General features: G+C 68.4%; 17 protein-coding genes. 9 read left to right on the forward strand and 8 right to left on the reverse strand.

Annotated elements, in window-relative coordinates; translation table 11 throughout:
* The first annotated feature begins 63 nt into the window (after positions 1–63).
* From AC5WS7_RS22750 to AC5WS7_RS22760, 3 genes are all read left to right on the forward strand, one after another.
* Entirely contained in the window at positions 64–1,419 is a 1,356-nt protein-coding gene (locus AC5WS7_RS22750) for a WS/DGAT/MGAT family O-acyltransferase (protein WP_495956585.1), read from the forward strand.
* Positions 1,420–1,741: 322 nt separating this feature from the next.
* Entirely contained in the window at positions 1,742–2,512 is a 771-nt protein-coding gene (locus AC5WS7_RS22755; protein ID WP_495956586.1) for an RluA family pseudouridine synthase, read from the forward strand.
* A gap of 159 nt (positions 2,513–2,671) precedes the next feature.
* Complete coding sequence (locus tag AC5WS7_RS22760; protein ID WP_495956587.1) at positions 2,672–3,448, forward strand: metallophosphoesterase; 777 nt, start codon at positions 2,672–2,674, stop codon at positions 3,446–3,448.
* 255 nt (positions 3,449–3,703) lie between these two features.
* Here the strand turns inward: AC5WS7_RS22760 and AC5WS7_RS22765 are convergent, their stop codons facing one another.
* A complete protein-coding gene (locus tag AC5WS7_RS22765) occupies positions 3,704–4,765 on the reverse strand; it encodes an AraC family transcriptional regulator (protein WP_495956588.1) in 1,062 nt (353 codons plus the stop codon).
* A gap of 86 nt (positions 4,766–4,851) precedes the next feature.
* Here AC5WS7_RS22765 and AC5WS7_RS22770 point away from each other — a divergent pair, with 86 nt between their 5' ends.
* From AC5WS7_RS22770 to AC5WS7_RS22785, 4 genes are all read left to right on the forward strand, one after another.
* Complete coding sequence (locus AC5WS7_RS22770) at positions 4,852–6,315, forward strand: flavin-containing monooxygenase (protein WP_495956589.1); 1,464 nt, start codon at positions 4,852–4,854, stop codon at positions 6,313–6,315.
* A 281-nt stretch (positions 6,316–6,596) separates the two neighbouring features.
* Positions 6,597–8,726 carry an ATP-binding cassette domain-containing protein gene (locus AC5WS7_RS22775; protein WP_495956590.1) on the forward strand — a complete coding sequence of 710 codons (2,130 nt, stop codon included), beginning with the start codon at positions 6,597–6,599 and terminating at the stop codon, positions 8,724–8,726.
* A gap of 49 nt (positions 8,727–8,775) precedes the next feature.
* A complete protein-coding gene (locus tag AC5WS7_RS22780) occupies positions 8,776–9,513 on the forward strand; it encodes an energy-coupling factor transporter transmembrane component T family protein (RefSeq protein WP_495956591.1) in 738 nt (245 codons plus the stop codon).
* A 287-nt stretch (positions 9,514–9,800) separates the two neighbouring features.
* On the forward strand, positions 9,801–10,433 hold the full coding sequence (locus AC5WS7_RS22785) for a DUF8020 domain-containing protein (RefSeq protein ID WP_495956592.1): 633 nt from the start codon (positions 9,801–9,803) through the stop codon (positions 10,431–10,433).
* 9 nt (positions 10,434–10,442) lie between these two features.
* On the opposite strand, the gene AC5WS7_RS22790 is transcribed toward AC5WS7_RS22785, so the two are convergent.
* Complete coding sequence (locus AC5WS7_RS22790) at positions 10,443–11,687, reverse strand: lipase family protein (protein ID WP_495956593.1); 1,245 nt, start codon at positions 11,685–11,687, stop codon at positions 10,443–10,445.
* Between the two features lie 195 nt (positions 11,688–11,882).
* Between AC5WS7_RS22790 and AC5WS7_RS22795 the strand changes: the two genes are divergently transcribed.
* A complete protein-coding gene (locus tag AC5WS7_RS22795) occupies positions 11,883–12,527 on the forward strand; it encodes a cysteine hydrolase family protein (RefSeq protein WP_495956594.1) in 645 nt (214 codons plus the stop codon).
* On the opposite strand, the gene AC5WS7_RS22800 is transcribed toward AC5WS7_RS22795, so the two are convergent.
* The 4 genes from AC5WS7_RS22800 to AC5WS7_RS22815 all read right to left on the reverse strand — a co-directional run bounded on the left by AC5WS7_RS22800 (position 12,528) and on the right by AC5WS7_RS22815 (position 17,251).
* A complete protein-coding gene (locus AC5WS7_RS22800) occupies positions 12,528–14,786 on the reverse strand; it encodes an ATP-dependent DNA ligase (RefSeq protein ID WP_495956595.1) in 2,259 nt (752 codons plus the stop codon).
* Positions 14,787–14,903: 117 nt separating this feature from the next.
* Positions 14,904–15,335 carry an antitoxin gene (locus AC5WS7_RS22805; RefSeq protein WP_495956596.1) on the reverse strand — a complete coding sequence of 144 codons (432 nt, stop codon included), beginning with the start codon at positions 15,333–15,335 and terminating at the stop codon, positions 14,904–14,906.
* A 36-nt stretch (positions 15,336–15,371) separates the two neighbouring features.
* A complete protein-coding gene (locus tag AC5WS7_RS22810) occupies positions 15,372–16,526 on the reverse strand; it encodes an MBL fold metallo-hydrolase (RefSeq protein ID WP_495956597.1) in 1,155 nt (384 codons plus the stop codon).
* Positions 16,526–17,251, reverse strand: coding sequence for an enoyl-CoA hydratase (locus AC5WS7_RS22815; protein ID WP_495956598.1), 726 nt, complete (start codon positions 17,249–17,251; stop codon positions 16,526–16,528). Before AC5WS7_RS22815 ends, AC5WS7_RS22810 begins: the two co-directional genes overlap by 1 nt.
* A gap of 122 nt (positions 17,252–17,373) precedes the next feature.
* Between AC5WS7_RS22815 and AC5WS7_RS22820 the strand changes: the two genes are divergently transcribed.
* Positions 17,374–18,711, forward strand: coding sequence for an NAD(P)-binding protein (locus AC5WS7_RS22820; protein ID WP_495956599.1), 1,338 nt, complete (start codon positions 17,374–17,376; stop codon positions 18,709–18,711).
* A gap of 17 nt (positions 18,712–18,728) precedes the next feature.
* Here AC5WS7_RS22820 and AC5WS7_RS22825 read toward each other — a convergent pair whose 3' ends face one another.
* Complete coding sequence (locus AC5WS7_RS22825; RefSeq protein WP_495956600.1) at positions 18,729–19,586, reverse strand: aldo/keto reductase; 858 nt, start codon at positions 19,584–19,586, stop codon at positions 18,729–18,731.
* A gap of 72 nt (positions 19,587–19,658) precedes the next feature.
* Positions 19,659–21,149, reverse strand: a complete 1,491-nt coding sequence (locus AC5WS7_RS22830) for a carboxyl transferase domain-containing protein (RefSeq protein WP_495956601.1) — start codon at positions 21,147–21,149, stop codon at positions 19,659–19,661.
* Positions 21,150–21,481: the final 332 nt, after the last annotated feature.

Consider the following 21,481-nt stretch of genomic DNA (forward strand, 5'->3'; position numbering starts at 1 on the left):
GACGGAGGCAACGACGCCGACCGTACACCCAAGGGCTACACCCACCCGGTATAGGCGGATCCGATGGAACTTCTCAACCCGATCGACGCTCTCTTCCTCACGGCCGAATCACGTGAGCACCCCATGCACGTGGGCAGCCTGCAGATCTATCAACGGCCCGCCGAGCGGGGCGAGGATTTCGTACGCTCGCTCTACGCGGAACTGATGTCCGCCACGCCGGTGCGCCCGCGCTTCCGCCGGCAGCAGCGGCGCATCCTCGGCAGCTTCTCCAGCGTGGTCTGGGCGCACGGCGAGATCGATCTGGAGTATCACCTGCGCCGCTGCGCACTACCCCAGCCCGGCGGCACGGCCGAACTGCTCGACCTGGTCGAACATCTGCACGGCGCTTTGCTGGACCGGCACCGCCCGCTGTGGGAGGGCCGGATCATCGAGGGAATGGCACAGGATCGGCTGGCCCTCTACGTCAAGATGCATCACGCGCTCATCGATGGCGTCTCCGCGCAGCGGCTGTTGCAGCGCAGCCTCTCCGAGGACCCCTGCGCCACCCGGATCCGCGCGCCGTGGACGGTGAGCCACAGCGAGCCCGAACCAGACCCCGACGTCCCGGAGAGCCTGTGGCAGCAGGTGCGGCACGCGCTACCGCGCTTGGCCGGCGAGGTCGGTGGCGTGCGCAATGCGGTGCGCGCGCTGGCCGAGGGCAAACTGGCGTTGCCGTTGTCCGCACCCTCGACGATGTTCAACGTCCCGATCGGCGGCGCCCGCAGTATCGCCGTCGGATCGTGGCCGATGGAACGCATCCACGCCGTGCGCCGGGCCACCGGCACCACCGTCAACGACGTGGTCCTGGCGCTGTCCGCCGCAGCCCTGCGCGAATACCTGATGAAGCGAAATGCCTTGCCCGACAAGTCCCTCACCGCCATGGTTCCGGTGAATCTGCGCCGCGCGAGCGACACCGGACTCGAGGGCAACCTGGTAGCCGCGCTGCTGTGTGATCTCGGCACCGATATCGCGGATCCGGCGCAGCGGCTGGCCGCGATCAGTACATCGATGCGCGAGGCCAAGCGCGTCTTCACCGAGCTGCCGCGATTGCAGGCGCTGGCGCTGTCCGCACTGCTGATGTCCCCGGTCGGGCTGACGTTCCTCCCCGGCTTCCAGGCACTGCCCCGCGTGCCGTTCAACCTCGTCATCTCCAACGTGCCCGGCCCACGCGAACCCGCCTATCTGCAGGGCGCCCGGCTCGAACACAATTACCCGCTGTCCATCCCGTTCGACGGCCAGGCCATGAACATCACGGTCACTAGCACCGCGGACAGTTTCGACGTCGGCATCGTGGGTTGCCGCCGCTCGGTCCCCCAGCTGCCCACCCTCGTCGACCACCTGGACACCGCCCTCACCGAACTCGAACACGCGACCTGCTAGAAACTCGGACACCAGTGCGGAACACCGCATCGAACGAACATTCAGCGGTTCGGTTCGATCGAGATGCGTCGGCCGGGTCGGCTCGCAACCGACTCGATCCTGAACCGGGTGCGCGAAACGCTCGCAATGGTCACCCATCAGGCTCTACGACGTATTGCGTACGCTCACGGCAGCGCGTCTGGTGCGGCGTATCCGGCCGATGGGGTCGGTGGCTCCCCACGGCATCTGACGGCACGTGCGCACACGGCCGTTACGGGCACGATGGGTGACGCCGCGGGGGCCGCACAGTAGCCGCCGAACGCCGGACGCCACTATTGCAGGTATGGACTGGCCGGAACTGCGCGCACGATGCCGTCTCGAGGAGGATGCGGCGATTCTGGCGCTGAACAAACCCGCCGGAATCTCCGTGACCGGGGAACGCCACGATACCGATATCGTGCGGCTCGCCGAGGCGGATGGCGAAACGCTGTATCCGGTGCATCGCATCGACAAGGTGACCTCCGGGCTGGTGCTCCTGGCCAAGGATCTCGCCGCGCACGGCCAGCTGACCAGGCAGTTCAACAAACGCACGGCCGAGAAGTCCTATCTGGCCGTCACCGCGTCCACCGGACTGCCCGATCGCGGCGTCATCGATCTGCCGCTGAGTGTGGGCCGCAAGAACCGGGTTCGGATCGCGGCTCCGCGCGAGAGCATCGTGCGCACCGACAACGGTCCGGCAAGTGCCACCTGGTCCGTCGCGCAGCGAGATGTGCTGGCGGACAAGAACTATCCGTCCCGCACCGAATTCAGCACCGTGCTGCGCGGGGCGGGGCACACGGTGCTCGCCGTGCGCCCGATCACCGGCCGCCGCCACCAGATCCGGGTGCATCTGGCCTGGATCGGCCATCCGATCGCCGGTGATCCCCTGTTCGACCGATCCGGCGCCTACTCGCGCACCCACCTGCATTCGTGGCGGTTGGGCTTGGACGCGCCGTGGCGCGAACCCGCCGGCCTGGACCTCGTCGCCGCGCCGGGCCCGGACTTCTGGACCGCGGGCACGGTCCGGCTCACCGACGATCCGGACGCATTGCTCGCACAAGCGGCGGACGCGTGACCCGCCCGCCGGCCACAGAGACCGAATTGTCATGCATCTCCGCTATATTCGGTGGCGCGTCTCATGAAGACGCGACGGCAACCCGCAATCTAGCCTGATGAGGTGCTGTCCAGGCACGCTCGGGCGCAACGGCGCGATCTCACGAGAAGGCACCCGCCGATGATTTTGTTGGCTCAGCTCAGCGATACACATTTCGATCTGAAGGCCAGGAACGCCGAAAGAGTCGAACGGGTGCTGGCCTATCTGGCCACGCTGCCGCGACAACCCGATGCGATCCTGCTCACCGGCGACATCACCGATGCGGGCAAGCCCGAAGAGTACGAACAGGCGCTGGCCACCCTGCGGTCGACCACGATCCCGCTGTGGGTGCTGCCCGGAAACCACGACGACCGAGCCGCGCTGCGCCGGGTACTGCTCGGCGAGGCGGCCTCGGGCGAGCCGCTGGATCGGGCGATGCGCCTGGACGGTCTGACGGTGGCGTTGCTCGATTCCACGGTGCCCGGTACCGGGGGCGGCGAACTCGACGACGACACCTTCGCCTGGCTCACCGATCTGCTGCGTGCCACTCCACCCGGCGATGCGGTGCTGATCGCGCTGCATCATCCGACGATGCCGATGTACAGCACGGTCGTCGACCCCATCCGCTTGGCCAATCCGCAGTGGCTGGAGCAGATCGTCGCGGCGGATCACCGCATCCTCGGCGTGCTCACCGGCCACATGCACACCATGGGCACCACGCTGTTCGGAGGTAAACCGCTCGTCGTCGCCCCCAGCGTCGCCTCGACCATCGGCGGCGCCTGGGAGGTCGCCACCCCCGGCGAGGTCCCCATCGACTACGCCCCCGACCCGGCACTCCTGCTGCACGTCATCGACGACGGCCGCCTCACCACTTTGCTGCGCCCGGTCCCCATGGGCGGCCGGATAGCCGCCGTATAGCGAACCCGCCACGTCAAGACCTCATTCGCACCGCGCGAACTCACCGCTGCGAACCATCCGAGCCCCTCGCGCCGGAACGGGCAGCGTGCAGAACTCCGCATTCGTGACCGAGCGGCTGCCCCCGGTGCGTGCCTGCTCGCGGTAGTACGAGACGTGTGCGGCGACCACCTGGACGAGAGGCCGCCTCTCGTCTGTACTCACTTCCGGCGGTAAACGGCCGGTGCGACCGCATCCGGCGAGCGCACAACGGACCGATTACTTGCGCACCCGCTCGCGGCGGTACGAGGCCGGAGTGGTGCCGGTCCAGCGTTTGAAGGCGTAGATGAACGTGGAGGCCTCGGCGTAGCCGAGGCGGATGGCGACATCGCTGACCGACAGCGGCGTCGCGGTGAGCATTTCCTCGGCCAGGGTCCGGCGGACCTCGTCCAGGAGTGCCCGGTAACTGGTCCCCACCGCGTCCAGATGGCGGCGCAGGGTGCGAGTGCTCATATTGAGATCGCGGGCGACCGCATCGATTCCCAGGGGCGCCGCGTAGCCGTCCACGCCACCGCGCGGCACCAGACGCATTCGGACCTCGGCGGCGATGCCGGTGCGGGCGCGGCGGCGATGTACCAGCTCCCGGCACTGGGCCAGACACATCGCCCAGGTGTACTCGTTGGCCTGCGGCAGCGGCTGTTCCAGCACCGCGGGATCGAGGGCGAACAGATTCTGCGGCTGCCCGAAACGGGGTCGCACACCGATGATCTCGGCGAGGCGGCCGGCGTATTCCGGCTCCGGATAATCGAATTCGGCCCGCAGCAGCACCAGCGGGCGGCCCAGCAGATCGCTCATCACCTGATGCATGGCCAGCACATCGCGTTCCACCAGGAAGCGCCGCACGTCCGGGGGGACCAGCTCGTCGCGGATATCGGCAACGAATTGGCCCGGCTCCCAACGGGTTACCGGCAGGCAGAAGGTGAAGCTCAACTCCAGATAACGCAGCGCGAAGTCGATCGTCTCCCCCAGGGTCGGACTGCTGACGCACGCGAAGCCGAAGATGCCGAAGGTGGTGATGTGATAACGGCGCCCCACCTCGACGCCGAGCGCCGGACGTTCCGTGCCGAGCGCGCGCACCAGATTGCGGATGACCGCCAATTCGGTTCGCGCATCGATCTGCGCGTCCGGATCGGCGAGGGTGCGCTCGGTCAGGGCGGTGCCGCGCAGCATGGCCTCGGGGGGCACGCCATATTCGCGGGCGTAGCCGACCATGAGAGCCACGCTCGCCATCCCTCGCGGGAAATCCCAATCGCGAATCGCGGGATGCTGCTCCGTTGCCATACTCCGATTATGGCCGAATATCTCGATCACCAGCGCTCCCGCTCTTTAAAGTGGAGGCTACACCCGCAACTGTGAGGAGCGCCACAATGTCAGTGAGGAGACCATCGGTCATCATCATCGGCGCGGGATTCGGCGGCCTCGGCATGGCGATGGAGCTGCGCCGCAACGGATTCGAGGATTTCACCATCCTGGAGCGGGCCACCGAACCCGGTGGAGTCTGGCGGGAGAACACCTATCCGGGTGCGGCGTGCGATGTGCCCTCTCCGCTGTACTCGTACTCCTACGCACCCAAACCGGATTGGCCGCACCGCTATTCGGGCGCGGCCGACATCCTGAACTACCTGCGGGACCTCGCCGCCGAGCACGGCCTGCTCGAGCACATCCGATTCGGCGCGGACGTCACCGAGGCCGCATTCGACGGATCCACCGGAACCTGGAACGTGCGCACCGCCGATGGCGCGGAATACAACGCCGACGTGCTGATCTCCGCGGTCGGTCAACTCTCGCGGCCGCAACTGCCCGACATCGGGGGGCGCGACACCTTCCGAGGGCCGTCCTTCCATTCCGCGCAGTGGGATCACACGGTGGACCTGACCGGTAAACGCGTCGCCGTGATCGGCACGGGCGCGAGCGCCATCCAATTCGTCCCGGCGATCCAGCCGCGGGTCGCCCAGCTGACGGTCTTCCAGCGCACCGCGGCGTGGGTGGTGAGCCGCACCGACCGGGAGTACCGGCCGATTCACCACGCGATGTTCCGCCACATACCGGGATTGCGTCTGGCACAACGGCTCTGGGTGTGGTGTTTCCTGGAGTTCTTCGCCCTGGGATTGGCCGATCTGCCGTTCCTGCGACGCCTGGTGGCATCCCTGTGCCGCGCCGACCTGCACCGCGCGGTCGCCGATCCGGCCCTGCGCGCGAAACTCACCCCGGACTATCCGGTGCTGTGCAAACGGGTGCTGTTCTCCAACGACTACTACCCTGCCCTCGTCCAGCCCAACGTCGACGTGGTCACCACCGCGATCAGCGAGATCGTCCCCGAAGGAGTGCGCACGGCCGACGGCGTGGTGCACCCAGCCGACGTGATCGTCTACGGCACCGGTTTCAAGGGCAGCGAATTCCTCTGGCCGATGCGAATTCTCGGCCGCGACGGCCTGGATCTGGCCGAAGCCTGGGCCGACGGTGCCCGCGCCCACCTGGGCATGACGGTGCCGCACTTCCCGAACATGTTCCTGCTGTACGGCCCCAACACGAATCTGGGCATCGGCTCGATCGTGTACATGATCGAATGCCAGTCCCGCTACATCCGCCAGGCGCTGACCCACCTGACCAACCACCCCGGCCACACCCTCGAGGTCACCGAACAGGCCGCCCGCGACTTCGACGCCCGCACCCAGCGCCGGCTTCGCCGTACCCCCTGGTCCAGCTGTTCGAGCTGGTACCGCGACGCGAGCGGCCGCATCACCAACAACTGGCCCGGCACGGTCACCGCCTACCGCCTCCGCACCCGAACCCTGCACCCGGCCGACTACACCCTTACGCGCACGCCCTGATCCCCGGCCCGATCGACGCTCAACCGGCCGTCCCAGGCGTGGCGAGGCCGCCGCGCCTGGAATCGGACGTGCTGTACCTGCCTCCGGACGGTTGTGGCACGGGCGCACGCCCTGCGACCACTGCCCGCACTTGACGGCGGCTACCGGAACCGGCGCTCGAACCCCGGCCGGACGCTCATCCCCAGTCGTCCACAGGCGTACCCGGCTACACACAGCGGCCGCACAGGTTTCCCGCCGCTCGCACTCGGACAACGCTCAGGCGGGCCTGGCAGACTTGATCCGTGACCGCTCTTTCCACAGGCAGCGAACGGCCCCGGCTGGGGCGCGGGCCGTTGCGCCCGATCGAATTGGCCACCGGGGCGGTCCTGGCCGGCGTCACGGTCGGTTTGGTGACGGTCGGCACGGTGCTTCCGATCGCCACCGCGCTGATGCTGATCGCGGCGGTGCCGATGGGTCTGCTCGCGCATCGGCACCGGTTGCGCGCCCTGTTCACCGCGGGTGTGGCGGCGACGCTGGTCACCTTCGTGGTGGCGGGCATGTTGCCCGCGTTCACCACGGTGGCGATGGCGACCATCGGCGGGATCGTCGGCATCGTCAAACGTCGCGGCGGCGGTCTGCCCGCGGTCCTGGGCCTGTCGATCCTCGCCGGTCTGGCGTACTCGCTGTGCTCGGTCGGGACACTGCTGGTGTTCACCGCCGCGCGGCACCTGATGTTCGAGACCGTCCGCAACCTGTCCAAGGGCGTGCAGCGCCTCGCCGAACAACAGCCCCAGCTCGCACCGCTCGGCCGGGCGCTCGGATCGATCACCGACGAGGTGCTGCACTGGTGGTGGATCTATATCGGCGGCAGCATCCTCATCGGACTGGTGGCTTCCGCGCTGTTCTCCTGGTTCGCGCTGGGTTCGGTGCTGGACCGGCTGACCTGGCTGCCCGGCCGGGACCTGCTGGACGCGCCGCACGACGACCGCCCGATCGCGCCACTGCCGGTCACCCTGCGCGAGGCGTCGTTCCGCTATCCCGGGGCGCGCGCCGACGCGCTCACCGCGGTCTCGCTCACCGTGGACGTCGGGGAGTTCGTGGCCGTCGTCGGCCACAACGGTTCGGGTAAATCCACCCTGACCAGGCTGCTGGCCGGACAGCCGCCCAGCTCGGGCACCGTCGAACGTCCCGGCTCAGCGGGCCTCGGCCGGCTCGGCGGCACCGCGCTGGTGCTGCAGCGGCCGGAGAGCCAGACCCTGGGCGTGCAGGTCGCGGACGACGTGGTGTGGGGCCTGTCGCCGGAACTGGCCGGACAGGTCGACGTGGAGTCGCTGCTGGCCGAGGTCGGGCTCGGTGGGATGGGCAAGTCCGAGACCGCGACGCTGTCCGGCGGCCAGCAGCAGCGATTGGCCGTGGCCGCGGCACTGGCCCGCAGACCGGCACTGCTGATCGCCGACGAGGCCACCTCGATGATCGATCCCGAGGGGCGCCGCGATCTGGTCGCCCTGCTGGCCGAACTGCCCCGGCGGCACGGGATGGCGGTCGTCCTGGTCACCCACCACGAAGCCGATGCCGCGGCCGCGGACCGCGTGGTCCACCTGTCCGCCGGACGGCAGGTGGATCGGCTGCCCGCCTGGCCGCGACCCGCCCGCGACGAACGCCGCCGCCCGATGGGCGAGCCGATCCTGGAACTGCGCGACGTCCGCCACACCTACAATCGCGGAACTCCCTGGGCCGCAACGGCTCTGCACGGCGTCGACCTCACCGTGCGACGCGGTGAGGCACTGCTGATCGTGGGCGGCAACGGTTCCGGCAAATCGACCCTGGCCTGGATCATGGCCGGATTGGTCGAACCGACCCAGGGCCGTTGCGAACTGCGCGAGGGCCTCGCCACCCATCGGGTCTCGACCCGGATCGGCACGGTCGCGCTGGCCTTCCAACATTCCCGGCTACAGCTGCAGCGACAGACCGTGGCCGCCGAGATCGAGGATTGGGGCGGCAGCGGCACCGGTTCGGCCGCGGTCGGCCGGGCGCTGGACGCGGTCGGCCTGGATCGCGCACTGGCCTCACGCTCGATCGAGGAACTCTCCGGCGGTCAGGCCAAACGCGTGGTGCTCGCGGCGATCGTGGCCGGCCATCCGCAGGTGGTGGTGCTCGACGAACCACTGGCCGGACTCGACCCGCAGGGCCGCGCCGAAGTGGTGGAACTTCTTGCCCGGCTGCGGGATTCGGGCCTGACGCTGATCGTCATCTCGCACGACGTGGAGGATATGACGGGCGTCTGCGACCGCACCGTGCACCTGCGGCACGGTCTGATCCCCGAAACCGCCGCGCAGCCGACGACCGAACCTGTCGAGGCTCCCGGACTCGCGGCCCGCAGCCTGAGCAGGCTGACCCCGAAGCGGCCCGGCGCGACCGGAGGTAACCGATGAGAACCTTCCCCGCACAACGCATTACGTCCGACATTCCGGGAGCCCAGCGATGACCATGGTGTTGCTGCGCGAGGTCCCGGTCCAGAGTCCGGTGCACCGGCTGTGGGCCGGCACGAAGATGATCGCGGTCTTCCTGATCAGCCTGATCGTCCTGTTCGAGCCGTCCTGGCCGGTGCTCGGCCTGGTGGTGGCCTTCCTTATCGCCGTCGGCGCGGTGGCGCACCTGCCGCCGGGCACCCTGCCGCGACTGCCCTGGCAGTTCTGGGCGCTGCTGAGCATCGGCGCCTTCACCTCGCTGCCGGCCGGCTGGGCGGCGGTGCTGCACTACGCGCAGACGATGACGTTCGCGCTGCTGCTGGTGATCTCCTCCTTCCTGATCGCGTGGACCACGCCGATGGGCGAGATCGCCCCCGCACTGGCGAAACTCGGTGCGCCGCTACGCTTGCTGCGCATCCCGGTGGACGAGTGGGCCGTGGTGGTGGCGCTGACGTTGCGCGGACTTCCGCTGCTGCTCGACGAGATGCGCATCCTTCGAGCGGCGCGCAAACTCCGGCCGAACGACGGTTTGCTGCAACGCGCCACCGACAACGCGATGATGGACATCCTGACCGCCGCCATGGCGGTGTCCACGCGCCGCGCTGGCGAACTCGGCGAGGCGATCACCGCACGGGGCGGCACCGGGCAGCTCACCGCGTATCCGAGCGCGCCGGGGCGCCGCGACGCGATCGCACTGCTCGTCGTCATCGCGATATGCGTTGCGGCAGTGGCGATCAACCTCGCGCTGTAGAAAACATCCGGACCGATCGGTAGGAATCCTCCGATATGCGCGAAAGTCGCGGGGACGCAACCGACCCGGAGTCTCTTTCATCCCCCGGAATCATCCAATCCTGACCGTAACCTATGGGAATACCCAAAATTCACGGGCTTCAACCCAGAAAAATCTCTAAGATTGCCCGAACGTGCAGCGGTTGCCATCTCGCTGCACGGACCCGCGCGCAGCCCATCGAGTAGCGGAAGTCCACGCCCGCGCGCGCCTCATGTTTCCGACGACTCTGGTGAAGATTGGAACATCCAATGCTCCCGCGCAAGTTCATCGCTACCGTCGTGCCGGTGGCCATCGCCCTCGGCCTCGGGGCCGGTACCGTGCACGCCGACCCCGCCATGCCGGTTGTGCACTACGCCACCGAACTGGTGGGCAACACGGTTCGAACCACCCTCACCGGCGGCTCGTTCCGCCTGGCCACCGATCAGCGCACCGTCGACATCCGCGACACCGGCGGCAACACCGTCCTCACGCTGCCGCTGTCGATACGGCAGAACGGCACGGAATACCCACTGCCACACCGGATCAGCACCGATTCACGCGAACTGGATCTGACCGCGGTGAAAGATGTGGCCGCGGCCCGCCCGGCCAAGGCCCTCCCGGTCGCCTCGGTCACCGAGAATCAGCGTGCGCTGGAAGCCTTTTCGACCCAGTTCGGCGTCGCCACCGCGATCGGCGGTTTCATCGGGACGGCCCTGGGCGCGCTGATCGGGCTGACCGGGATCGTCAGCGGGCCCGGCGTGGTGGCGAGCGTACTGGCCGGAGCCGCGGTCGGCGGCATCATCGGCACGATCGTAGTGGGCGGTCCCGCACTGATCGTCGCCGGTCTCGATCTGGTCAACACCCTCGGCGCCGCGCCCGGCACCAGCAAATGGAATCAGTGACCTCCAGGTTCAGCGGATGGTGCAGCCCGGTCTGACGGGCCGCCCGGCGAAGCGGTCGGCGAGGAAATTCATACCGCCCAGGGCCTCTCCGGCCGCCGCGCCGTTGTGTGTGGGGAACGGCGAATGGATCGCGGTCAAGGTCGCGCCCTTCGCGCAGTATCGCTCGACCAGGGAGCTGAACCCGGCCACGGGAATCACGTCGTCGGAGTTGCTGTGATACATGTACAACGGACTGTCCGGCGCGTCGACGCCCAGTTCGTTCGCCGCGGCGACACCGCGAAATTCCTTGCTGTCCAGAAGATTCGGGGCAGCGGAATAATCATCGACACGGGCGTTGACGTATTGCGGCACCAGTTCGGATCCGCAGGCGGTGGCGTTCGCGGCCAGCAACGCCCGCCCGCGATCGTTGAGCATGCCCGGCAGCCCCGATTCCGGGTGATTGCGGGTGAGCGCCAGGACGATCAGCAACGCCAGTCCGGCCTGGATTCCGCCGTCCACGCGCCGGGCGATCGCGGGGATGTCGGCCGGAACACCGCCGGTGCTGATTCCCGCGAAGCGCACCTGCGGCGCGTAACTCGCGCGTAACTGCGCCGCCCACAGCGTGGCGAACGCGCCACCCGAATATCCCCACGCCCCAACGGGGCTCGTCGCACGAACCCCGCCGGGTGCGAAGTTCAGCGCCGCCCGCACGCCGTCCAGGACGGCCCGGCCCGCCCCCGGCCCGTCCATGAAGCGCGAGTACGGGCCCTCGTAATCGCTGATCACCAACCCCCATCCGCGCAACAGGGCGGCGGTCATGAACGGCACGTCCAGCAGGGTGTTCACCACACCCGGATCGTGCCCGCCGGAGAACGCGAACGACGGCGAGCACCGGGTGCCGAGGCTGTCCTCGGGTACCTGATAACTCAGCAGCGGCCGCGGGCCCTTGTCCCACGACGTGGTCGGCACCACCACCGTGGCCACGTCCAGCATCGGGCGGTTCACCGAATCCGTTGTGCGGTACCGCAACTGCCAGGCCGAGACGGGAAGGGGCAAGCCGAACACGTCGATCGGGCGCATCCCGAGCACCGCACCGTCGGGATGCGCGGCCAGATCCGCGGGTGCGGCGTAGAACGGATCGGCATCCGGAGTCAGCACCTCGCCGCGGGCCACCTGCGCCGACAGCAGGCCCAGCAGCATGGCGATCGCCATGGTCAGCACCATGCCCGCCCGTCGAGGCGAGGCGTGCGCACCCGCCAGCCGGCCGAATCCCATCCGCAACCTCCCACGTCGCCACACGAGGCGCCGCGGGCACCGATCACCCCGACCGCACCTCACCACCGACTGTGCACGGTATCGGTCCCGAATACCCAGGTCAACGATGTCCGCGGCCGGTCGGGCAACCTTTCCCCCGACACACCCGAGGCCCGGTACTGTGGGTCGAAACCGCGTGCGACAAAAGGAGAGTTCGTGCGACACGGCAATGGGCTCGACATTCCGGACGGACTCGCCGACGTCTGCAGCCCGCACCGGATGGCGCTGATCGTCTACGACATGCAGGTGGGCGTGCTGTCCCAGCTCGAGCATGCCGATGCGATCGTCGCGCGGGTGGTGCGAGTGGTCCGGGCCGCACGGGAGGGCGGGTATCCCATCGTCTTCCTGCGGCACATGTTCCTGCCACCGCGCCTGAGCGGCGTGTTCGCCCTCCGTATGGCGATGACGTGGCAGGGCGTCGATTCGGTCGAGGACCTGCGACCGATACTGCTGCGCGACACGCCGGGCTTCGAACTGGTGCCCGAGTTGCGTCCCGGGCCGGACGAAATCGTGTTCGACAAAACCACCATGTCCGCATTCGAGGGAACGCCACTGGCCGCGACGCTGCGCGACCTGGGCATCGTCTCCTATGCCATCGCGGGTGTCGCATTGGAGATCGGGATCGCGCCCACCGTCACACACTCCACCGATCTTGGCTTCGTCCCGGTCGTCATCGGTGATGCCTGCGGTGGCCGAGACGAAGCGGCCATGGGCCGGGCGCTGGACGATTTTGCCTTCCAGGGCAACGCGATCGTTACCGATGTGGACATCATCGTCCCGCTACTGGCCGGGAAGATCTGATCAGGTATCGGATCCGAGCCACCCCGGGTGCCAGAGGCGGCCGGATTCGGTCCAGTTCATGTAGCGCACGGTGCCGGTGAGTTTCGGGGTCACCCAGACCGCGTCCTGGCGTTCGGCCGGCGTGAGATCGTTGTCGAACGGGCTGGTCTTGCGTTGCAGCCCGTGCATACGGGCGGCCAGATTCGCCATTTCCCGTTCGTCGAATCCGGTACCGACCCGACCGGCGTAGATCAGCGCGCCCTCGTGCCGCACCCCCACCAGCAGGGAGGCGAACGGACGCGCGGCACTGCGCCGCCACCCGCCGATGACCACCTGCTGGGTGCGCCAGTTTCGGGTCTTGACCCAGGATTGTCCGCGATGTCCCGGCAGGTAGACCGAGTCCCGCCGTTTCGCGACCACACCCTCCAACCCGTGTTCGCGGCTGTAGTCCAATGCCTGTGCGCCGGACCCTTCCAGTGGCGGCGGTACCCGCAGGGCGGGCGAGCGGGCGGCCAACGCCTCCAGCACCCGGCGGCGATCCGAAAAGCGTTTGCGGACAAGGGATGTACCGTCCAGATACAACACGTCGAAGGCGACGAATTCGGCGCGCACCGAATCCGCTTGCAAGAGGGCGAGGTTCGACGTGCCGTCGGCATCGAAGACGACCGCCTCTCCGTCGAGCACCACCCGATGTTCGGCGAGATCCTCGGCCAGCGCGGCCAGGCGTGGATAGCGTTCGGTCACAACGTTTCCGGCTCGGCTCCGGGCGGTGACCACGCCGTCCTCGATCTCGACGATCAATCGGAAGCCGTCCCATTTGGTCTCGAACGCCCAGTCCCGCGCGTCCAGGGTGGCCACGTCGCCGGGAGTGGCCAGCATCGGACTCAGATCGTGCGGCATCTCGGCGGCACGACGCCCGCTGTCACTCGGAAGACTCTCCCCCGCAGCAGCTTCCGACTTCATCAGATGCATGAGCCACTGATCGCCCTTGGTCCGGATCAGTGCGTAGCGTCCGTTCAGGCGGCTGCCGCGCAAGCGCACGATCACCTCGTCCTCGCGCCACTTCTCGGTCTCGTAGGTGCCCGAATCCCAGATCGTCATCTCGCCCGCGCCATACTCCCCCTTGGGAATCGAGCCGTGAAACTCGAGGTACTCCAGCGGATGATCCTCGGTCCGCACGGCGAGCCGATTCTGCGTACTCGATGTCGGCGGCCCCTTCGGCACCGCCCAGGACGCGAGGACGCCCTCGCGCTCGAGTCGCACATCCCAGTGCAGGCGGCGGGCGTGATGTTCCTGTACGACGAAGCGATCGCCCGAGCCCGGCGTAGGCGGTTGCAGCGGAACGGGTTCGGGAGTCCGGTCGGGATCACGCATCGAGCGGTAGGTGCGCAGCGGGTCCGGCGTGCCGGCCGCGTGCGCCGAATCCAGGCCTGCCAGCAGATCGCCCTGCTCACGCCAGCGAGTCAGCACCTCCTCGAAGCTCAAGTGCCGCAAGTTCTCCCGGTCTTCGATCTCGTCCCAGGCGCGCGGCGCGGCGACCATGGGCGAGGTGCGCCCGCGCAGCGAGTAGGGGGCGATGGTGGTCTTGGACGGATTGTTCTGACTCCAATCCAGGAAGACCTTGCCGGTCCGGGCCGCCTTGGCCATCGTCGCGGTCACCAGATCCGGATACAGCTTCTCCAGGCCCACCGCGACCTGCTTGGCGACGGTCGAGGCCCCGGAGGCATCGAGCATGTGCGCCAGCGGCACGTAGACGTGAATTCCCTTACTTCCGCTGGTCACGGGGTAGGCATCCAGTCCGGCATCGCGGACCGTATCGCGGATCCGTATCGCGACCAGCGCGCATTCGGCCAGCCCCACCCCCGGGCCGGGATCCAGATCGAAGACCAGCCGGGTGATCGGCCCTCGTCGCTCGTCGTCGAAAATCCATTGCGGCACATGGATTTCCAACGCTGCCTGCTGCCCGAGCCAGGCCAGTCCCGCGACCGAGTCGATCACGGGATACACCACCCGGCGATTCGAGTGCTCCTGCGCCCGGCGGTCGAGCCACCTCGGCGCGTGCGCGGCGAGGTTCTTCTCGAAGAAGGCGGGTTCGGTCACGCCGTTGGGCCAGCGTTTGCGGGTCACCGCCCGGTCCGCGATATGTGGCAGCAGCGCGGGGGCGATCCCGGTGAAATAGTCGATGACCTGGCCTTTGGTGGTTCCGGTCGACGGATACAGCACCTTGTCGAGGTTGCTCAGCTCAACCTCGATACCCCCGAAATCCCGGCGGGTGGCCATGATCGAAGTTTACGGGCCGATAACTGCGGATCGGCTTCGCACACACCGGCCCGCGGACGGACGGGCGGTGCGAACCACCGGCACAGCACATCCCGTCCGACGACGGACCACCGGAAATCAGCTCTTGCCGGGCTCGGTCTCGCTCGGCGGCGCGGCCTCGGGAGCGGATTCGGTATCCGCGGCCGCCTCCGACTCGGCCGGGGGCGTGGGCTCGGCGACCACATCCGCCGGCGGCTTCACTGCGGGTGCGGCCTCGGCCGGCGGTGTGGGAGCTGGTGCGGCCTCGGCCGGCGGCGTGGGAGCGGCCTCGGCCTGGGCCGCGGGAGCCGCTTCGGCTGCGGGCTCGGAGGCGGCCGATCCGGGCTGCTCGGGGATGGCGTTCTTCAGCGCCGCGGCGCCCTTGCCGATTTGATCGGAGTACTTACCGTGGGTCTTCTCATCGATGAACCCACCGGCCTTGTCCACGGCCGCTTGAATCTTGTCGGCGTTCTCGGCGGCAACCTCCTTCCCCTTGCCGACCAAGCCCTTGAGTGTATCCATCAGACTCATGCGTCCCGCTCCTTCACCCGTCGGATCTATCGCTGGTCAGACCACATCTTCCCACCAGTGAACCTGCGGTGATAGCGCATTGGCATCGATACGTTGACCCGGCAACGGAACCGATACCGGAGTTCCAGCCGCACGGGCCGAGGCGACCAGCCGCCGCACCGGCTCCGACCAGCCATGGAATGCCAGATTGAAGGTCGCCCAGTGAATCGGGACGATCAGGCCGTGACCGGAATTCCCGCGGCACACGTCGGCGTGTGCGCGCACCGCCTCCTCCGGATTCATATGCACATCGGGCCAGTGCACGTCGTACGCGCCGATCGGCAACAGCGTCAGATCGAACGGGCCCAGGCTCTCGCCGATCTCCGCGAATGCCTTGGTGTAACCGGTATCTCCGCCGAAATAGGCGCGCCGGGTGGGTCCGGCGATCGCCCACGAGGCCCACAACGTCGTATTGCGCACCAGCCCGCGGCCGGAGAAGTGCCGCGCCTCGGTGCAGGTGATCGCGAGTTCACCCGGCTGCCCGCCGCCAACCGGTTCGGACAGGGAAAATGAAGCGTTCCAATCCAATTCGACGACGCGGTGCTCGGGAACACCCCACATGCGCAGATGCGCGCCGATGCCGATCGGCACCACGAACGGCGCATCCTGGGCCGCGATCAGCGCGCTGACCGTATCGCGGTCCAGGTGGTCGTAGTGGTCGTGCGAGATGACGATCGCGTCCAGTGGCGGCAGCTCCGACAGCGGCACCGGCACCGGATGCATGCGGGTCGGCCCGACGATCGCGGACGGCGAAACCCGTTCGCTCCACACCGGATCGGTGAGCACCCGATACCCGTCGACCTCGACCAGCGTCGAGGCGTGCCCGTACCAGGTGACCGCCAGAGCGCCGGCCTGTTCGGGGACATCCGGTGTGACCAGCGGGATCCGGCCCGGCGGACGTCCGACACCGCGCCGGGTCAGAGCCGAGAACAGTAGCGACACACCGGATCCCGGGGCCATCTGCGAACTGGGTTCGGTGTTGTAGAACTGCCGGTTGCGATAGCGCGCGGACCGCGCGGCCACCGGCGCGATGGCCGATACCGAAGCGCCCATCGCCCCGGGCATCTCCCAGACCGCCCGCGCGACCCAGCTCAGTCCGACCGCACCGGCCAGGCCCAGCACGGTTCGGCGCACGATCGTGGTGATGCTCATCAGCGCCCCTCGAATTTCGCCGGGCGCTTCTCCTGCCGAGCCAGCCGCGCCTCCTGCGCGTCCGCGCTGGTCCACGCGGCCTCGAGCGCGTCGCGCTGGGCCGGTGACTGCGGATCGCGGGTGCCGTCGTCGTTGAGCGCCAGCTTCAGGTGCCGCAGCGACAGCGGTGCCAGCTCCGCGATCGACTTGGCCCACCCCTGCGCGTCGGCCACTGTGCCGATCCGGTTCGCGAAGCCGAAAGTATATGCGTCGGAGGCAGATACGGTGTCCAGACCGAGCAGGATGCTGCGCGCGGGGCCGCCGCCGATTATCGAGGCCAACCGTCGCACGGTCCAACGGTCAACGGAGACACCGATTTTCGCGGCCGGGATACCGATATAGGCGTCGGGCGCCATCACCCGCAGATCCGCGGCCAGCGACAGCTGGACACCGCCGCCGAGCGCCGGGCCGTTCAGCGCGGCGATGACCGGAACCGGGACGGATTCGATCGTGGACAGCATGTCCATCAGGGCATCGAGGAAGGTCTGCGAGTACACCCCGTTGAGATCCGCGCCCGCACTGAAGACCGTGCCCTGCCCGGTCAGCACGATGACCCGGGCATCCGCAGCGGCGGTGACCACGGCCTCTCGCAGCAGCCCGACCAATTCCTCGTTGAGCGCGTTACGGCGCTCCGGACGCTGTAATTCGATGGTGACCACGTCACCATCGCGGCTCACTGCGAGCAAGGGGCCTCCCCGGTTCGTACGGTGATGGACTGGACGCATCGTCTCGCCTCGGACAACCTTCACTGTATGCGGTGCGCGGTCGCCCGGCCGCACCCGACGTACTTGGCGGTACTGTGGCGGCCGTGACCGCACCCGATGTCGATATCCTGGTGATCGGCGCCGGACAGGCCGGCCTGTCCGCCGGATATCACCTCCGGCGCCTCGGATTGCGTCCCGAACAGGACTTTCTGATCGTCGATCACGCACCGGGCGCCGGCGGAGCCTGGCAGTTCCGCTGGCCCTCGCTCACGCTCACCACCGTGAACGGCGTACACGACCTCCCAGGAATGGCCTTCGCCGAGGTGCTGGGGCCCGGTTCCGAGCACGCCCAGGCCGCCACCGCCGTTCCCGAGTACTACGCCCGCTACGAACAGCGCTTCGACCTGCGAGTGCACCGCCCCACCACCGTGCGCGTGGTGTGCGACCGCGCCACCCCCAGCACCTGCCCCGCCGAATCCGTCGACGGCCTCCTGCACGCCGAGACCGTTCCGGGCGCATCCGGCGGTGCGGCGGCCCGTTCCGGCGAGGCGGCCGACGCGGCCGGCCACACATCGCCCGATGCGACCGATCCTGCTGAATTCGACAGTGCGACAGCATATTCCGGTGCGACTGCGACTGGGACACGTCGCGAGGCGGCAGCACCGTCCGATGGGCAATCCAGTACTGCTGCCGAAACCGCCCGAACGGCAACGGTTTCCGATGTTCCGGAAGCGGGCACACTGCGGGTGCGCGGGCTGATCAATGCGACGGGAACATGGGAGAAGCCCTTCATCCCCTACTATCCGGGCGCCGAGACGTTCGCCGGACGACAACTGCACGCCCACGACTATCGCAGCGCCGAGGAGTTCGCCGGGCGGCACGTGGTGGTCGTCGGCGCCGGAATCTCGGCGGTGCAGCTGCTCGACGAGATATCGCAGGTGACCACGACGACCTGGACGTCGCGGACCGAACCACGCTGGCGCACCGAAGAATTCACCTGCGAGGCAGGCCGGCGCGCGGTGGCGATGGTCGAGGACCGGGTGCGGCGCGGGTTGCCGCCGCGCTCTGTGGTCTCGGTGACCGGGCTACCGGTCGACGACCGGATTCGTGCCGCACGCGCGCGCGGCGTCATGCAGTGGCATCCGATGTTCAGCCGGATCGAACCGGGTGGCGTGCGCTGGGCGGACGGCTCCTTCCAGACCGCCGAGGTGATCCTGTGGGCCACCGGATTCCGCAGCGCGCTCGATCATCTCGCGCCGCTGCGGTTGCGCGGGCCCGGCGGCGGCATCACCATGACCGGACGGCTGGCCACGCAGGTCGCCGCCGACCCGCGCATCCACCTGCTCGGCTACGGACCGTCGGCCAGCACCATCGGCGCGAATCGCGCGGGCCGCGCCGCGGCGGTGGAACTCACCGAATACCTCGGTCTGCGCCGGCCGTAGCGGACGGACCGTGCGGATCAGGCCTCCAGGCCGACGTTGAAGTCGGCCGGGTCCGGACCGAGACGAGAACCGGTGTCCAGCGCGGAGATGAGCTGCATCTGCTCGGGGCTCAGCTCGAAGGAGAACACGTCGAAATTCTCCGCGATCCGGGACGGCGTCACCGACTTGGGAATCACCACATTGCCCAGTTGCAGATGCCAGCGGATGATCACCTGAGCGGGGGTGCGGCCGAGTTCCCCGGCGATCGTGGCGATCGTCGGATCCTTCAGTTCCGAGCCCTGTCCGAGCGGGGCCCACGCCTCGGTCGCGATGCCGTGTTCGGCGTGGAAGGCACGCAGTTCCCGCTGTGCCAGGCTGGGGTGCAATTCGATCTGGTTCAGTACCGGGGCCTCCCCGGTTTCGCCGATCAGCCGCTCCAAGTTCTCGCGAGTGAAATTGGACACACCGATCGATCCGACCCGCCCCTGCGACTTGATCTCCTGCATCGCCCGGAACGTGTCCACGAACCGATCGGCGGCGGGCACCGGCCAGTGGATGAGGTACAGATCCAGATAATCCATGTCCAGCTCGGCCATGGTTGCGTCGAAGGCACGCAGCGTGGAGTCGTAACCTTGCTCGGAATTCCACACCTTGCTGGTGATGTAGACCTCGTCGCGGTCCAGGCCGGATTTGCGCACCGCCTGGCCCACACCGGCCTCGTTGGCGTACACGGCCGCCGTGTCGATGCTGCGATACCCGGTCTCGAGCGCGGTGCCGACCGCCGCCGCTGCCTCCTCCGGGGGAACCTGGAAGACACCGAAACCCAACCTCGGTATCACGGACCCGTCGTTCAGGACGCTCGAGGGGACGGCACTGGTCTCGCTGCGATAGGTCACAATTCGACGGTAGAAGCGGTTCGTCCAACCGTCAACGAACGCTCCCGAGCGTGTTGGTCCGCCATCGGTCACTCATCGCAAGCCCAAGCGGCGATATCGCCGCTGCCGAGCGAGCACGAGTTCGTCCGCCGATCGACCGCCCAACCAGGTCAACTCCGCGGCGATCGCGCTCACCATACGGCGGGCGAAATCGACCGGTTCGTCCGCGGCGTCCGGATTCTCGGGCACGATGCGATCCACCACCCCGTCGGCCAGCAGGTCGGACGCGCGGATGCGTTGCGCGTCGGCGAGGCCGGGCGCGTGCTCGGTATCGCGGAAGACGATGGCGCTGGCGCCTTCCGGCGGCAGCGGCGCGAGCCAGGCGTGCGTCGCGGCGAGTACCCGGTCGGCCGGGAGCAGGGCCAGCGCGCCGCCGCCACTGCCCTGTCCGAGCAACACCGACACCGTGGGGGTGCCGAGCGTGATGAGATCGGCCAGGCAGCGGGCGATTTCGGGGGCGAGCCCGCGTTCCTCGGCCTCGCGCGAGAGCGCCGCACCGGCGGTGTCGATCACCAGGACCAGCGGCAGGCGCAGTTCCGCGGCCAACTGCATGCTGCGCCGCGCCTCCCGCAAAGCGGCCGGGCCCATGGTGTTCTCGTCGGTCTGCCCCGCGCGATCGTGACCGAATATCACGCACGACCGACCACGCAGGCGGGCCAGGGCGAGAACCACGGTCCGGTCCGATTCGCCTTGACCGGTGCCGCTCAATGGAACTCGGTCCGTCACGTGGCGCAACAGGTCGCGTATTCCGGGACGGCTCGGACGGCGGGAGATCAGTACCGAATCCCAGGCCGCTCGGATCGAAGCCGAACTCGGTTGTCCGGCAGCCTGTTTCGTCTCATCCGTCCCGGCGGGTTCGGCAGCCGGCGACCCGGCCGGCTCGCTCGATTCCGAAATCCCCTGTGGCCGAGAGTTGTCCACAACGTTCAACAACCGATGCATGATCCGCCGGAACACCCGGGCGGGCACCACGCCGTCGATCACCCCGCTGCGATACAGATTCTCGGCGGTCTGCACGCCAGCGGGAAACTGCCGCCCGTACAGCGCCCGATACACCCTGGGCCCGAGGAAGCCGATCAGCGCGCCCGGCTCCGCGAACGTCATGTGCCCCAACGAACCCCAGGATGCGAACACTCCGCCCATCGTCGGATCGCGCAGGTACACCAGGTACGGATATCCGGCCGCCTTGTGCATCGTCGCGGCCCCGGCGACCTTGACCATCTGCACGAAAGCGACTGTGCCCTCTTGCATCCGGGTCCCGCCCGAGGTCGGCGAGGCCAGCAGGGGCAGCCCGAGTCCGGTCGCCCGCTCCACCGCCAGCACGATCCGCTCGGCCGCCGCCACCCCGATCGAACCCGCGAGAAACCCGAATTCACAAGCGATCACGGCGATCCGCCGTCCCCGCAACCGGCCCTCGCCGGTCACCACCGACTCGTCCACCCCCGCGCGTTCGGCGGCCAGGCGCAAGTCCTCGCGATACTCCGGCCCCGCGGCCACCTCCACCGGCGGCCGATCCCAGCTCACGAACGAATCCTGATCGAGCAACTCCGCCAAGAACTCTCGCGCTGACTGAATCTTCGGCCTCCGCTCCGCTCGTCGGGCCGGGGCCCGGTCAACCCCGTTGAAGATATGTTCGCGGAGGCGTGGGTGGTCCGCCACACGGCATTCGTGACGGTGAGAGCTAATGGAGGGCAGCCCTCATCGAGTCACGGACAGTCGCACCCTTGCCCGGGATGCGCGACACATCCGACCCACTCGGATCGGACGATCGTGCGCATCCCCGGCAAGGGTGCGACTGGGATCACTCCGTAGCGCCGGAACACGCCGCGGAGCGCCGGGCGGCCCTTCGCCGGCCG

Source organism: Nocardia sp. PLKS1-43, assembly GCF_059510335.1.